Origin of the sequence: Streptococcus sp. A25 (assembly GCF_043674095.1) — a bacterium.
GTDB classification, from domain to species: Bacteria; Bacillota; Bacilli; order Lactobacillales; family Streptococcaceae; genus Streptococcus; species Streptococcus suis_V.
This window is the reverse complement of record NZ_JBIMJO010000002.1, coordinates 113,085-128,531: the sequence shown is the minus strand read 5'-3', so window position 1 is coordinate 128,531 and position 15,447 is coordinate 113,085. Positions and strand designations below refer to the sequence as shown.

The 15,447-nt window shown below is 41.8% G+C and carries 14 protein-coding genes and 1 pseudogene; 12 read left to right on the top strand and 3 right to left on the bottom strand.

Features of this window, described 5'->3' with window-relative positions; all coding sequences use genetic code 11:
• Positions 1–48: 48 nt before the first annotated feature.
• Positions 49–975, bottom strand: coding sequence for a polysaccharide deacetylase family protein (locus tag ACHBID_RS01555; RefSeq protein ID WP_105160892.1), 927 nt, complete (start codon positions 973–975; stop codon positions 49–51).
• Between the two features lie 111 nt (positions 976–1,086).
• Here ACHBID_RS01555 and ACHBID_RS01550 point away from each other — a divergent pair, with 111 nt between their 5' ends.
• The 7 genes from ACHBID_RS01550 to ACHBID_RS01520 all read left to right on the top strand — a co-directional run bounded on the left by ACHBID_RS01550 (position 1,087) and on the right by ACHBID_RS01520 (position 8,174).
• Complete coding sequence (locus ACHBID_RS01550; protein ID WP_394731458.1) at positions 1,087–2,373, top strand: homoserine dehydrogenase; 1,287 nt, start codon at positions 1,087–1,089, stop codon at positions 2,371–2,373.
• 2 nt (positions 2,374–2,375) lie between these two features.
• Positions 2,376–3,236, top strand: coding sequence for a homoserine kinase (thrB, locus tag ACHBID_RS01545; RefSeq protein WP_394731457.1), 861 nt, complete (start codon positions 2,376–2,378; stop codon positions 3,234–3,236).
• 126 nt (positions 3,237–3,362) lie between these two features.
• Complete coding sequence (gene murB / locus ACHBID_RS01540; RefSeq protein ID WP_105110143.1) at positions 3,363–4,262, top strand: UDP-N-acetylmuramate dehydrogenase; 900 nt, start codon at positions 3,363–3,365, stop codon at positions 4,260–4,262.
• 132 nt (positions 4,263–4,394) lie between these two features.
• The gene (locus ACHBID_RS01535; RefSeq protein ID WP_105137431.1) at positions 4,395–5,549 is read left to right on the top strand and encodes an ABC transporter ATP-binding protein; all 1,155 of its coding nucleotides are present in this window, start codon (positions 4,395–4,397) and stop codon (positions 5,547–5,549) included.
• Positions 5,533–6,333 (top strand): ABC transporter permease, encoded by an 801-nt coding sequence (locus ACHBID_RS01530; RefSeq protein ID WP_105110145.1) that lies wholly within the window; start codon positions 5,533–5,535, stop codon positions 6,331–6,333. Before ACHBID_RS01535 ends, ACHBID_RS01530 begins: the two co-directional genes overlap by 17 nt.
• Positions 6,334–7,104, top strand: a complete 771-nt coding sequence (locus ACHBID_RS01525) for an ABC transporter permease (protein ID WP_105123353.1) — start codon at positions 6,334–6,336, stop codon at positions 7,102–7,104. It begins immediately after the preceding gene.
• Positions 7,104–8,174, top strand: coding sequence for an ABC transporter substrate-binding protein (locus ACHBID_RS01520; RefSeq protein WP_105123352.1), 1,071 nt, complete (start codon positions 7,104–7,106; stop codon positions 8,172–8,174). The genes ACHBID_RS01525 and ACHBID_RS01520 overlap by 1 nt, the downstream gene beginning before the upstream one ends.
• A gap of 227 nt (positions 8,175–8,401) precedes the next feature.
• On the opposite strand, the gene ACHBID_RS01515 is transcribed toward ACHBID_RS01520, so the two are convergent.
• Positions 8,402–8,629, bottom strand: a complete 228-nt coding sequence (locus ACHBID_RS01515; protein WP_238140780.1) for a hypothetical protein — start codon at positions 8,627–8,629, stop codon at positions 8,402–8,404.
• A gap of 33 nt (positions 8,630–8,662) precedes the next feature.
• Here ACHBID_RS01515 and ACHBID_RS01510 point away from each other — a divergent pair.
• The 4 genes and pseudogenes from ACHBID_RS01510 (at position 8,663) to ACHBID_RS01495 (ending at position 12,954) form a co-directional block, all read left to right on the top strand.
• Positions 8,663–9,733 (top strand): annotated as a pseudogene (locus ACHBID_RS01510) (IS630 family transposase).
• A gap of 287 nt (positions 9,734–10,020) precedes the next feature.
• Positions 10,021–11,367 carry a sugar transferase gene (locus tag ACHBID_RS01505; protein ID WP_394731456.1) on the top strand — a complete coding sequence of 449 codons (1,347 nt, stop codon included), beginning with the start codon at positions 10,021–10,023 and terminating at the stop codon, positions 11,365–11,367.
• An 88-nt stretch (positions 11,368–11,455) separates the two neighbouring features.
• Positions 11,456–12,193, top strand: coding sequence for a YveK family protein (locus tag ACHBID_RS01500; protein WP_394731455.1), 738 nt, complete (start codon positions 11,456–11,458; stop codon positions 12,191–12,193).
• Positions 12,194–12,210: 17 nt separating this feature from the next.
• Positions 12,211–12,954: a CpsD/CapB family tyrosine-protein kinase gene (locus tag ACHBID_RS01495; RefSeq protein WP_394731454.1), complete on the top strand. Its 744-nt coding sequence runs from the start codon at positions 12,211–12,213 to the stop codon at positions 12,952–12,954.
• A 57-nt stretch (positions 12,955–13,011) separates the two neighbouring features.
• Here the strand turns inward: ACHBID_RS01495 and ACHBID_RS01490 are convergent, their stop codons facing one another.
• Positions 13,012–13,956 (bottom strand): glycosyltransferase family 2 protein, encoded by a 945-nt coding sequence (locus ACHBID_RS01490; protein WP_394731453.1) that lies wholly within the window; start codon positions 13,954–13,956, stop codon positions 13,012–13,014.
• Between the two features lie 298 nt (positions 13,957–14,254).
• Here ACHBID_RS01490 and ACHBID_RS01485 point away from each other — a divergent pair, with 298 nt between their 5' ends.
• The gene (locus tag ACHBID_RS01485) at positions 14,255–15,430 is read left to right on the top strand and encodes a hypothetical protein (protein ID WP_394731452.1); all 1,176 of its coding nucleotides are present in this window, start codon (positions 14,255–14,257) and stop codon (positions 15,428–15,430) included.
• Positions 15,431–15,447 lie beyond the last annotated feature (17 nt).

Genomic DNA, 15,447 nt, shown 5'->3' with positions numbered 1-15,447 from the left:
AAGAAAAAGATGATTTCGTATGAGGTCATCTTTTCTTGTATCTCTATGTCAGTCGGCTTGAATCATCTCTAGCAAGATGTCGGCAGTGGTCGTTGGCAATACCCTCAGACGATTTAAACTAAGCATTCCGTTATCAACAGTTGCTAGGTCATGGTTGGTGGTCAATCCCAATTGGTAGCCGGTATTTTCTGCCAAAGCCAGGGTATCGGCTGAATAGCGACCAGCAGGATAGGCTAGAGCAATGGTTTCCTGACTAAGTTGCTGGTTTAGGAATTGTTTGGAGTAGGAAAGCTCAATGGATTGGCTTTCAAGGCTGCTTTGTGCCAGGTCGGGATGATTGACCGTATGACCTTGGAAAGACATTTTGTGCTCTTTCATCTCCAGCATCTGATCGACAGTCAGGTAGCCCGCTGTGCCATTTTCCGTAAAACCAGTGATAACAAAGTTGGTAGCCTTCATCTGGTACTGCTTAAGCAAAGGATAGGCATGGCTATGGAAATCCCAGAGGCTATCATCGAAAGTTAGCCAGACGACTTTCTTGCCGTCAGGAACTTCATTGTCCCTGAGAACCCGCAGAGCTTCTTCAGGTGAAAGGGTGTAATAGCCAGCTTCCTGGAGGGCCTTGAGATGACTTTCAAACGTAGAAGGATCCACAATTAAATTGGCGTTGGCAGCCTCTTCAGGAGCCATGACATGGATAGCATGGTACATCAGAATGGGCAGACGGACCGGACTTTCTTGCTTAACCCAAGTTACTTCTTCAGGACCAGTTTTCTGTGAAGGAGTTGTATCAATCTCTTTTTTAGGGGTTTCTGGAGTTTGCTGGACCAAGTCTGTTCTGGATCCTGGGTCTTGATAGAAGTAGACGAGGCAAAAAACAAGGGTTCCAATCAGCAAAACACTCAGCAGAGTAAATATTACTGGAAATCTTTTCACTTTTTGATGCTTGTGCCGCCCATGCTTTCTCTTCGCCATATTCACTACCTCAATATATGTAATTCTTCTTACTACTTTAATTATACCAAAATTTTTGCCAAATAGTCAGAATATTTGGTATAATAGGAAAAATAGTTTTAAGGAGATAATATGGTAGTTAAGATTGGATTATTGGGGTTTGGTACGGTAGCGAGTGGTGTGCCATTCCTTCTGACAGAAAATAAGGAAAAGATTGAATTGGCAGCCCAAGACAGCATAGAGATTTCAAAGGTTCTTGTAAAGGACGATGCGGAAAAAGAGCGTTTATTGGCTGCAGGCCATGACTATGATTTCGTGACCAACATTGACGAGATTTTGGCAGACGACGACATTGCTATTGTCGTTGAGCTTATGGGACGTATCGAGCCAGCAAAAACTTTCATCACACGCGCTTTGGAGGCAGGCAAGCATATCGTGACAGCTAACAAAGACCTGTTGGCTGTGCATGGCAGTGAATTGCGTACTCTGGCTCAGGAAAAAGGACTGGCCCTTTACTACGAAGCAGCGGTTGCAGGCGGTATCCCAGTCTTGCGTACCTTAGTCAATTCTCTTGCTGCGGATAATATTACCCGTGTTTTGGGTGTCTTGAATGGGACATCTAACTTCATGCTGACCAAGATGCTAGACGAAGGATGGACTTACGAAACAGCCCTGCAGACAGCCCAGGAACTAGGTTACGCAGAGTCAGATCCGACCAACGACGTTGAAGGAATTGATGCAGCCTATAAGGCCGTTATCCTCAGCCAATTTGCCTTTGGTATGACTGTTGATTTTGACCACGTTGCCCACAAGGGAATTTCCAATATCACACCTGAAGATGTAGCAGTAGCACAAGAGCTTGGCTATGTCATCAAGTTGGTAGGGGATATTCGTGAAACAGCTTCTGGAATTGCAGCAGAAGTGTCACCAACCTTCCTGCCAAAAAATCACCCGCTTGCTAGTGTCAATGGCGTTATGAATGCGGTCTTTGTCGAGTCCATTGGTATCGGCCAGTCTATGTACTACGGACCAGGTGCTGGACAAAAACCAACAGCTACTAGCGTGACTGCCGACCTGATTCGCATTGTTCGTCGTCTGAAAGACGGTACGATTGGCAAAGCATTTAATGAGTATAGCCGTCCGCTCCAGTTGGCAGCTCCGTCTGATGTGATGAGCGAATATTATTTCTCTATCGTAGCATCTGACCAGAACGGAAAAATGCTCCGTTTGGCAGAAATTTTCAACTCTGAAGAAATCTCCTTCAAGCAAATTCTGCAGAAGGAGGCAAACGGTGAGACAGCTCGTATGGTTATCGTGACCCATGAGATGAGCAAGACCCAGCTAGAAAATGTGACTGAAAAGCTTGCCCAGGCTGAGGACTTCACTGTCTTAAATACTTTCAAGGTCTTGGGAGAATAAGCATGAAAATTACAGTTCCAGCTACTTCAGCCAATATAGGACCGGGTTTTGACTCGGTCGGTGTTGCCCTCTCAAAATACCTGGCCATTGAAATTCTAGCGCCTGCAGATGAATGGTTTATTGAGCATGACCTAGAGCATGTTCCATCTGATAAGAGTAATCTGCTGATTAAGACAGCTTTGAAAGTTTCCAAAAACCTGCCACCTCACCGCTTGAAAATGACAAGCGATGTTCCTTTGGCCCGTGGCTTGGGTTCGTCCAGCTCTGTCATTGTAGCAGGGATTGAGTTGGCCAATCTATTGGGTCAATTGAACCTAAGCCAGGAAGAAAAGTTGCAATTGGCAACTAAGATAGAAGGTCATCCTGATAATGTAGCGCCAGCTATTTATGGAAATCTAGTTATTGCCAGCTATGTCAATAAGAAAGTCCATGCTGTTGTGACGGACTTCCCAGAGGCCAGCTTTATCGCTTTTATTCCTAACTATCCTCTGCGGACCAGTGAAAGCCGTGGAGTTCTGCCATCGCAGATGGGCTATAAGAAGGCCGTGGCAGCAAGCAGTATTGCCAACGTCGCTATTGCCAGTCTTATGTCCGGTGATTTGGAAAAAGCTGGTCAACTTATCCAATCAGATATGTTCCACGAGCCTCATCGCCAACTCTTGGTCAAGGAATTTTGCCCCATCAAGCAAACAGCTCAGGAGTTGGGTGCTTATGCAACCTACCTTTCTGGAGCAGGTCCAACCGTTATGGTACTAGCCTCTAAGGATAAGGAAGAGGCCATTAAACTTGCCATAGAAAAGCTTGAATTGGACGGCAGTGTGCATATCCTACAGGTAGATAAAGACGGGATTAAGGTATCCTAAACAAAATACGGTTCTTGAGGGAACTGTATTTTTTGTTTTTGATGCAATTGTCCAAAAATAATCGTAATCTAGTTAAATTTTTGGTATAATATGAACCGTATATCTATTTTTGAAATGAGAATGATAATGAAGGATAAGATTAGACAGGAGCTTGAGGGAATCGATATTCGATTTGATGAGCCCTTAAAGGAATATACGTATACAAAAGTCGGGGGTGCAGTAGACTACCTGGCTTTTCCACGTAATCGCTATGAGATCGTACGCATCGTAGAATTTGCCAATCGTGAAGGTATTCCCTGGCAGGTTTTAGGAAATTCTAGTAATATTATCGTCCGTGATGGTGGCATCAGGGGCTTTGTTATCAGGATGGATAAGCTCAACTCAGTGACGGTTTCTGGCTATACGATTGAGGCTGAGGCAGGTGCCAACCTGATTGAGACGACCAAGGTTGCCCTCTTTCATTCCTTGACTGGCTTTGAATTTGCCTGCGGCATTCCTGGTAGTGTCGGCGGTGCTGTTTATATGAATGCCGGTGCTTATGGTGGTGAAGTGGCCCATATCTTGGTATCTGCACAAATTTTAACTCCTGCTGGTTATGTCGAAACATTGGATAATCGTGATTTGCGCTTTGGTTATCGGTCATCCATCCTGCAGGAAAATGGGGCAATTGTCCTATCTGCCAAATTTGCTTTGAAGCCTGGTAATCATCCGGTTATCAAATATGAAATGGACCGATTGACACATTTGCGCGAGCTTAAGCAACCACTGGAGTACCCTTCTTGTGGATCTGTCTTTAAGCGTCCACCAGGAATGTTTGCTGGCCAGCTCATCATGGAGGCCGGTCTCATGGGGCATCGTATTGGCGGTGTGGAAGTTTCGGAAAAGCATGCAGGCTTTATGGTCAATGTAGCAGATGGGTCAGCTCAGGATTATGAAAACTTGATTGCTCATGTCATTGAAACAGTCAAAGAATTTTCAGGAGTAACCTTGGAGAGAGAGGTTCGGATTATCGGTGATAGTTTGTAATCATCGGTACAGTTGAGGGGTGAGGCTTATCGTAGCAGGTAGTATGACGAGCAGTTTTCTTGCCCACGAGGTGGTATAGGCCCAACAGAGCCTGGAATCTGTTAGTTTACCTAAAGAAGGAATTTATGAGAATTGAAAAAGCCAATTATTGAATTTAAAGACGTTTCTAAGGTCTTCGAGGACAGTGGAACAACTGTCTTGAAAAACATTAGTTTTGAACTGGAAGAAGGCAAGTTTTACACTTTGCTTGGTGCTTCTGGTTCCGGTAAATCAACGATTTTGAATATTATCGCAGGTCTCCTGGATGCGACGTCTGGTGACATTTATCTGGATGGACAGCGGATCAATGATGTTCCGACCAACAAGCGGGATGTCCATACTGTCTTTCAATCATATGCCCTTTTCCCGCATATGACCGTCTTTGAAAATGTGGCTTTTCCACTAAAATTACGCAAGGTTGATAAGGCTGAAATTGACCGCCGTGTCAAAGAGGCTCTGCAGATGGTTCGTTTATCTGGTTATGAGAACCGTGCCATCCAGAAATTGTCTGGAGGTCAACGTCAGCGTGTGGCCATTGCGCGTGCAATCATCAACCAACCGCGCGTTGTCTTGCTAGATGAGCCTTTGTCAGCTCTTGACTTGAAACTACGGACCGAGATGCAATACGAATTGCGTGAATTGCAGCAGCGTCTGGGCATTACCTTTGTCTTTGTTACTCACGACCAAGAAGAGGCGCTGGCTATGTCTGACTGGATTTTCGTCATGAATGATGGTGAAATTGTTCAATCAGGGACACCAGTTGACATTTATGATGAGCCAATCAACCATTTTGTAGCGACCTTTATCGGGGAGTCCAATATCCTGCCTGGTCGCATGCTTGAGGACTACCTGGTTGAGTTCAACGGCAAGCGTTTTGAGGCTGTGGACGGTGGTATGCGTCCAAATGAAGAGGTACAAGTGGTCATCCGTCCGGAAGATTTGCGGATTACCCTGCCTGAAGAAGGCAAGTTGCAGGTTAAGGTGGATACCCAGCTCTTCCGTGGGGTTCATTACGAAATCATCGCCTATGATGATTTGGGCAATGAGTGGATGATTCACTCGACGCGCAAGGCTATTGTCGGTGAGGTCATCGGTCTGGACTTTGAACCAGAAGACATCCATATCATGCGTCTCAACGAAACGGAAGAAGAATTTGATGCCCGTATCGAGGAATATGTAGAAGTCGAAGAAGTGGAAGATGGCTTGATCAATGCCATTGAGGAGGAACGCAATGAAGAAAACCTCTAAGCTCTTTGCCATCCCCTATGCTTTATGGGTTTTCCTCTTTGTACTGGCGCCTGTTGCCCTGATTGTCTTTAAGTCTTTCTTTGATATTCATGGCAACTTTACCCTAGCCAACTACCAAACTTACTTTAACTCGCCAAATAATACTTACTTGCGGATGAGTTTTAACTCCATTTTTTACGCAGGTTTGATTACCTTGGTTACTTTGTTGGTATCCTATCCAACAGCCTATTTTTTGACCAAGCTCAAGCACAAGCAGCTCTGGCTCATGTTGATTATCCTGCCGACTTGGGTCAACCTCTTGCTAAAGGCCTATGCCTTTATCGGGATTTTTGGTCAATATGGCTCGGTCAATCAGTTCTTGGAATTTATTGGCCTGGGTGCCCAGCAAATTCTCTTTACAGATTTTTCATTTATCACTGTTGCGGCCTATATTGAAATTCCTTTCATGATTTTGCCGATTTTCAATGCCTTGGATGATTTAGATCCTAATCTTATCAATGCTAGTCGAGATTTGGGGGCAACTCCTTGGCAGACCTTTACAAAAGTTATTTTTCCTCTGTCCATGAATGGTGTTCGTTCAGGTGTGCAGGCGGTCTTTATCCCAAGTTTGAGCTTGTTTATGTTGACCCGCCTTATCGGTGGTAACCGTGTGATTACGCTGGGTACAGCCATTGAGCAGCATTTCTTGACAACCCAGAACTGGGGCATGGGCTCCACCATTGGTGTCGTCTTGATTCTTGCCATGCTGGCCATTATGTGGCTAACGAAAGAGAGGAAGAAATAAATGAAAAAATTTGCAAAGATTTATCTAACCACTGCCTTCCTTGTCTTGTATCTGCCAATTTTCTATTTGATTTTCTATGCCTTCAATGAAGGTGGGGATATGAATGGCTTTACTGGTTTTACGTTAGAGCATTTCTCAGCCATGCTGGGAGATAGTCGCCTGATGTTGATTTTGGCTCAAACCTTCTTTTTAGCCTTCCTCAGCTCGCTAATTGCGACAATTATCGGGACCTTCGGTGCCATTTATATCTACCAGTCCAAGCAGAGGTTTCAGAATGCCCTTTTATCGGTCAACAATATCCTCATGGTAGCACCGGACGTTATGATTGGTGCGAGTTTCTTGATTCTCTTTACCATGATTGGTTTCCAGCTGGGCTTTGTCTCTGTCTTACTCAGCCACATTGCCTTTTCGATTCCGATTGTGGTCCTCATGGTCTTGCCACGACTCAAAGAAATGAATGCTGATATGATTTCCGCAGCCTATGACTTGGGGGCAACGCAACCGCAAATGCTCCGAGAAATCATGTTGCCTTATTTGACTCCAGCCATTATTGCAGGCTACTTTATGGCCTTTACTTATTCGCTGGATGATTTTGCCGTGACCTTCTTTGTCACAGGAAATGGCTACTCAAACCTGTCTGTTGAGATTTACTCACGGGCTCGTCAGGGGATTTCTTTGGAAATCAATGCCCTGTCCACCCTGGTCTTCCTCTTCAGTATTGTGCTTGTCGTAGGTTATTATTTTATTTCGCGTGAGAAGGAGGCAAACTAATGAAACGATTGACATCATTTTTTGTTGGTATTCTTGCTATCATTCTCGTGCTTTGGGGAATTTCTAGCAAACTAGAGGCTGATTCTACCCAAGGAACCACTGATAAATTGGTCATCTATAACTGGGGTGATTATATCGACCCAGAATTGTTGGACGAATTTACCGCCGAAACCGGTATCCAGGTTGATTACCAGACCTTTGATTCCAACGAGTCCATGTACACAAAGATTCAGCAGGGTGGGACAACCTATGACTTGGCTGTGCCGTCTGAGTATATGATTTCTAAGATGGCTGAAGAAGATATGCTGATCAAGTTGGATAAGTCGAAAATTGAGGGATTGGAAAATATCGACCCACAATTTATGGGGCTCAGCTTTGATGAGAACAATGATTACTCCATTCCTTATTTCTGGGGAACCCTGGGAATTGTTTACAATGAAACCATGGTTGACAATCCGCCACAGGAATGGGAGGATTTGTGGTCTGAGGAATATCGTGACAATATCATGCTGATTGACGGTGTCCGTGAGGTCATGGGCTTTGGTCTACAATCTCTCGGCTACAGTCTCAATTCGCAGGATAAGGCTGAAATTGCCCAAGCTGCGGAACATCTCTATAACTTGACTCCGAATGTCAAAGCCATTGTTGCTGATGAAATCAAGGGTTACATGATTCAGGATGCGGCGGCTATTGCTGTTAGTTTCTCAGGTGAGGCCAGTGAAATGCTGGATGGCAATGAAAAGCTGCACTATGTCGTACCGTCAAAAGGTTCTAACCTCTGGTTTGATAATATGGTTATTCCAAAGACAGCTAAGAACATCGACGGGGCCCATGCATTTATGAGCTTCATGCTTCGTCCTGAAAATGCCCTTCGCAATGCGGAATATGTTGGCTATTCAACGCCGATTCCTGCAGCCAAGGCTATGTTGGATGAAGAAACTCAAAATGACGAGGCTTTCTATCCTTCCGAGGAAACCATGAAAGAGATGGAAGTCTATGACAACCTGGGCAAGGAAATGCTCGGTCTCTATAATGACCTCTTCCTACAATTTAAAATGTATCGGAAGTAGAGGATAAGACTGAAGACTTACTACTGGATTGAACCGCACCCCAAAAGTTAGAGAGAAAAATCTAACTTTTGGGGTGCGGTTCATATCTACCATTCTGTTTCTAGTTTTCGTTTTCCTTTCCAAGGGAGGTCTTCCTTCTTGAAAACACCACGGTCAGCCAGTCGATAGAGAGTTCTCATAGAACAAGAAATCCTATCTGGATAAGTTCCTTTAATGACATCAAGGCTCTAGCTTTGATCTATATGAGTTTGAATAAAGTCTTTTTCTGCTTGCGACAGACTTCTTTTCCTCCGAGCACAGCGTTTCTTATTGGCTTTATTGTGTTCATAATAGTCGTAGGTAGAATGTCCGTCTTTGAGAAAGTTGATAACATGATAGACGGTCTGCTTTGATCTTCCAAGAGCTACCATGATATCTGTAACTTTTATACCTTCTTGGTAATAATCTTCTATCATTATGAGTTCATTTGTGGTTCATGGGTATAAGTCATTTATGTTAGTTCCTTTCAGACAAATGCTCCACATCACAGAAAAATTCAGGCTCTCATTCTTTACTCAGAAAACTAGAACCTAACAGCTAGCGCAAAATCAGTGAGCTTTGTCCATCAAACAGTTCGAAACCTCTTGAATCGCTATCTTGACAGAGGCTTAGAGGCACTCCTTACTGACAATCGTGGCGGACGTCGTCGCGCCTACATGACACAAGAAGAGGAAGAACAATTCCTGAATGAGCAACTTTCTTCTGCTCTTAAGGGAGAATTGGTGACGATTAATTCTCTTTTGGCAGCCTATCAGGCAAAAGTTGGTCGAAAAACGACTCGAGAAGGATTATAAGCTCTCTTAAAAAGCCATGGTTGGGTCAAAGAATCAAGAGATTCTTTGAGGTGGGAGATAAAGCTTACGCAGTAAGCAACAAAAGTCAGCCCACGCCCAAACATCCTAAAAAAGCAGATGCGGAAGCCATTTTAGCGTCTAAAAATAAAATCTTTGTGCGAGGAGAGATTGAGTAAGCGCTTTAGTAATGGGAAATCGTATCAAAAAATCCGCCTTATGTATCAGGATGAGGCGGGTTTTGGTCCTATTAGTAAACTAGGAAAATCTTGGGCTCCAAAAGGGTATAGACCTAGTGTCGCAAGTCAACATAACCGTGAATATCGCTATTGTTATGGTGCTTTGGACGCCCACTCAGGAGAATCATTTTTCATCATAGCAGGTGGTTGTAATAGTGATTGGATGAATAAATTTCTACACCAATTGTCAGAAGATTATTCAGATGACTACATTATTCTAGTCATGGACAATGCCATCTGGCATAAATCTCAGACATTGAATATCCCTGAGAATATAGAATTTACCTTTATTCCACCTTACACACCAGAGATGAACCCTATTGAGCAAGTCTGGGCCGAAATCCGCAAACGTGGTTTCAAGAATAAGATATTTAGAAGCTTGAATGAGGTTATTGATAAACTTCAAGAGGTTATTCAAAACCTATCTCCTTCTCAACTCAAATCAATTGCACGTAGAGATTGGAGCTTGGCTATTTTTGAATTTAGTTGAGTATTAATTAAAAACGACTGATATGAAACGTTTTCAGGATATTTTCAATAAGCATAATTAGTAATAATTTCATCATTTTATGATAAAATGAATTGATGTATCAAAGGATTCTATCTGGAAAATAATTACTATACAGCTCGGAATACAAATGTATAAAATTACAAAAATATACTTTTCTTTGGTAATTTTAAGAGAAGTAGTTTTTTCGTTGGATAATTAAGTTTATTCAGTATTTACTAAAAATCTCTTTTGACAATCCATATCATAAACAGAAAGAAGGGAATAATATGGAATATAGAAGATTATTTCACATCTTCTATCTTACAATTAGCGCAATCATTTTCTCGATTAGTTTTGCCATTGTTTGTGACAAGTCCTTGTCTACACTGGAATATGCTTATATCGGGGGTATTCAGGCTCTGGTAGCTTTGATGGCTGGTAATCATCACTTTTACAACAAGTCTTATAAAACGCTGGCCTATGTAACCTCTTCAGTTCAGCTGATTGTCTTTGTTATTCTGACAATCTTAGCAGCCTTTCACCTGATAAGGTATCCAGATTGGCCTACTTTATTACTAGCTCTATTATTGGCCACAAGCTGTACTCATTTATATAATTATCTGGCCTTATATGTTTATCGGAAAATTTTTAGTGGTAAACGATTATGTGTTATTGGACATGAGGATGAAGTAGTCAAATCAGTAGTAAATCTGATGAAGTTTGAAAATACGATTTTTACTGTCACTCATGCCTTTACGACAGATTTTGTTACAAATGTCACCAACTATCTCGATGATATTGATGCAGTTTACTTTGCTGGCGAGGTCGGAAGCGATCGAGAAGTAATTTACACTATGCTGATAAGGGAGAATAAGGGGATTTACAATGCTGTATATTTTCGTTCTGGTCTGGAAATTCAGTCTTCCATCTATCAATTCGGCGATGATATTTTCTTAGGATTCAAGACCTTTCAGCTTACAAAAGTGGAACGTTTTTTCAAGAGAATATTTGATATTCTTATTTCATTAGTCTTATTGATGCTGACATGGCCTATCATGCTTTTAGTCGCTCTAGCAATCAAGCTGGATTCAAAAGGCCCGGTCTTCTATACCCAGCAGCGTGTCACAATGAATGGCAGACTGTTTCAAGTTTTAAAATTCCGTTCTATGGTCAATAATGCTGAAGGTCAGTCTGGACCAGTCCTTGCTACATCTAATGACAGTCGGGTAACACGCTTGGGCCAATTTTTAAGAGCGACTCGCCTGGATGAATTGCCACAATTGTTTAATATTTTAAGGGGAGATATGTCTATCGTTGGTCCGAGACCCGAGCGTCCTCACTTTGTCGAACAATATGAAAAACAGAGTCCCTATTATCATCTTCGGCATAGAGTAAGAGCTGGCTTGACAGGCTATGCTCAGATTTACGGGACCTATAATTCAGATTTCAATAGTAAATTAAAGTATGATTTATTGTACATTCAACGCTATTCTTTCTATTTTGATCTCAAACTGGTATTGCGTACATTGAATATCTTATTGGATAAGTTAAGTGCGAAGGGTGTAGATGAAAATACTGACAACAAAATCACGAGCTTGAAGCAATTGGAAGCTTATTCGATCGTTGTCAAATAGAAAGCAGTCCTAGAAATACATCATTTAGAAACTTTCTGATATAATGTTGTTTGGAAAAAATCTCACCGTATGAAAGGTAAACAAGTTAATGAATAAACAGAGAGATGATTTCATAGATATTTTTGAGTTGATAGCACTTTTTAAGAAAAATATCGTGATCATTGCCATTGGTTCTCTCATTGGGGGAGCATTTATGGGATTATACGCTAGTTTGGCTGTTGCTCCCCAGTATGCATCTAGCGCTCAGTTGCTGGTTGCTCAGGATCCTATTGATGTTGGCAATCAGAATGCTTATGTCAGTGCGGCTAACTCAATCCGAACAAACCTTGAAATGATTCCGACCTATCGAGATATTCTTTTTGGTGTGCCTGTCTTGGGTAAGGTTGCAGATTCATTTGGTGGTAAATATCCGGCTTATTACTTGAAAGAGCGCTTGACCTTCACTCAGACAGAAGATTCTCAAGCCTTTGTAGTCAATTTGCGTATGGATGATGCTCAGGAAGCCCAGGCTGTACTTGAGGAAATTACAACGGTCTTTAGTGACACCTTGCAAGATATTTACAGTGAAGGATTTGGTAAGGTGGTCGTCCTCTCACCTGCTTCTTACAATGCCAATAAAGTTTCACCTAGTATTATCAAAAATGTCGTGACGGGTATTCTGGCAGGAATCTTCCTATCATTTGGCTTCATCATTTCTAGAAATCTATTTGATCAAACAGTGAAGAATGATGCCTACCTTCAGGCGCAGAACTTAACATTACTGACGGAATTATATGATATGACTGCTAGTGAAATCAGTAATGCCCATTATAAATTAGATAAATAGCATCTTAGAAAGTGAGTATGCTGATGTTTTTTGGAAGAAAAAGAAGACAAAGAGAACTAAATAAACAACAATTACAAGGGGCGCCACTGTATTCTGCAACCCAGCCAACTGGCTTAAATGCGGAACAAATCCGTGTTCTGCGGACCAACCTACAATATGCCCAGTTGAATGGTAAGATTACTTCCATCGGGGTGACTTCTTCGATACCGGGTGAAGGAAAATCAACTGTATCAGCCAATCTAGCTCATAGCTTGGCGGCTGCTGGTAAGAAAGTGTTGATTGTGGATGCAGATTTGCGAAAGCCAACCGTTCACCGGACCTTTAAATTGTCCAATTTACGTGGATTGACTGACTTAGTGATTGACACAAAACAATCATTTGCAGATTTGTTAGACTATCCTGAAGATTTGGGAGTCTATGTCTTAACTTCGGGTGCTATCCCACCAAATCCAGCGGAATTATTGTTGTCTAATAATATAACAAGTCTGATGGAAGAATTAGAACATTCTTTTGATTTTGTCATCTATGATTTGCCTCCTGTCAACAGTGTGACGGATGCTCAGATTATGGCTCGAAAGGTCGATGGCATGATATTGGTGGTACGTCAAGGCTATGTTCAGAAAAATGAATTGGAAAAAAGCTTGCGCTTGCTAAACAATGTCGATGCACAATTGCTTGGCTATGTCATGAACGATGTTCCTAAAGAGCGCAAAGATTCCTACCAGTATTATTATGGTCGGGAACAAGGTTCTCAGGATTAAAAAATAGATTGTACAAAAGAGTTGAGCGTTGGCTCAACTCTTTTGTACATCAGCAGGCTATCTAAATAGTAACAAGGAAATCATTCGTCCCAGATAATAATTTGCCGGGAGTAAATAGACTTTGAGATAATAGCGGTGCCAGCTATATTCCCTTTTATAAAATGTTGGAATAAATGGGTTTTGTTTAAAGTTTAATTTTTCGAGCTCTGCAACAGCCTCCTGATAGGCTGATTGGTCACCGATTTTGACTGCATTAGCAACCATTTGAAGTAAATCTTCAATCATTTTGAAGGTGAAATAATCAGCATAGTCAGGATTACGTTGGCCCATAATGCGGCTATTTTCCATAGACTTGCGGTTGTTATCAGGATTAGGAGTGGTACTGAGTGAACCTTGGCGTGAACGGTAAATATAGAGTTTTTCGGGAACCGTTGTGATAGTGTTAGCAGCAATCATCAACTCGAAATAGATACCTTCACCCATACCCGATAGAAAACGAAAGTTCGTTTGGTCAATCAGTGTTCGAGCGACCATGCGAGCCGTGGGTTGTGTATTGTGATAGATGTCTTGCAGCCTTGCTTTCCCGTATATTGGCTTGTGCCAAACAGTTTTTTCGCGCCCATCAGATGAGAGAGTGCCTGTGTCGCACAATACTAAATCAGCCTGATCTTTCTTGGCTTGCTGATACAGTTTTTCAAACATATCTACCTTGACCAAGTCGTCTGAATCGACAAAGGCAACGAATTCGCCACTAGAAATATCTATGCCTTTATTGCGAGCATCGCCGACCCCCACATTTTCAGGCAGGTCAATCACAGTAACACGACTATCTTCTTGTTGATACGTTTTTAAAATCTGTAAAGAACGGTCTGTTGAACAATCATTGACCAAAATCAGTTCAATATCCTTCAAACTTTGTTGGAGAATGGATTGGATACATTCCGCGATATATTGTTCCGTATTGTAAACGGGTACGATAATAGAAACTTTAGGCGCTACCATATTTTACCTATTCCTTTCTGTCCTGCTACTATTATAGCACAGAGAAGTCTTTTATCCTTGGTTGGGCACTTTTAAAATGGGGATTTTGGGTTCGAGAATATCTATTATTTCTATTTTTGAAATCGAGGTGTTATAATATGGTGTTAGTAAATATTATCAGACGAAGGAAGAGAAATGATTAGAGAAGTAGGAGTACATAAATTGTACGAACGCCGGAAAGAACAGGATATGGGAGGGCCACAATCGATGTTTCTACAACAATCTTGTAGGGAAAAACTTGTGTTATGGGTAAACAGGTATGGAGAATAATACCTTCAATAAGTGGAGTGTCATTTTCTTTTATGTCTCGATTAGCATCTATCCCCTCAGTATGGTGATGGCGACGGCCTTACAACGGCTGGGATTTGCCTATCTCGCGAGCAAAAGCATCTTTTTCTTCTATGCGCTTATTTATCTATTTGCTTTTGTTATCTTTGTGCGTTTCCCTTTGTCCATGAAACGGCTGACGAGTTTATATTTCATCTATCTCTTGTATATTATTTTGTATTTGACCAGTAATCGATTTGTCAAAAGGACTTTTACAGGGGTTGAGATGGTGATGATTTACACCTTTTATTTACCCTATGCGGTCTTGATTTTATCCCGAATAACTGATTTTTCCTATCTCTTTACCAGCAAGTTCATAGAATATATGAATTATGTGATTATTGTCAGTGCTTTTATCGCAAAATATGTCTTTCATAATGCGACAAATTACATGCCATATTCCTATAACTTGTTACCGATTTGGCTGTTGTTTGTCTTTAATTTCATTCATCGCCCAAGCCTGTTGAAAGCAGGCATTGCGATTGTTATGTTGCTAGAAGGGGTTATTTATGGGGCGCGTGGTCCCTTGATTTGGTTGGCAGTGGGTAGTTTTCTATGCTTGTTCATAGATTTGATTGAAAAAAAAGTCCTGCGTCACCTAACCTTAAAAACCTTCTTACAAATTTTCTCTGGCTTGGCCCTGTTTGCCGGAATTTTCCTCTTTCTTAGACGGGTACTTGCTTCTGTTCATATAGAAGGTTCCTATATTCTCAACCGTATTAATCAAGGGATTATTGGCGAGAGCACAGGGCGTAAGTTTATGATAGAGACGGCTATCGCGCATTTGAAAATCATGGGTGGGGAAATCAACGGGGCCTTTTTTGACAGAACCTTGATGCCGGATGGTATATATGTCCATAATTTTATCTTGGAAACCTATCTGAGCTTTGGCTGGGTTTTGGGGACAATGATCTTGCTCTTTCTCGTTTATTTTATCGGCACAACCTTTTTCCGAGCATCTATGACCAATAAGAAAGTTGTCGTTTTTGCAGTCTCAGCCTTCTTTTTGAAATTCTTTGTAACGGGGAGTATGTATGGAGATTATAGTCTCATCATCATGCTTTCAGTAGTCTATGCTGTTTATCGGCAAGAGATGTGGAAGGATTAAATCTACCTTAGCGTAGC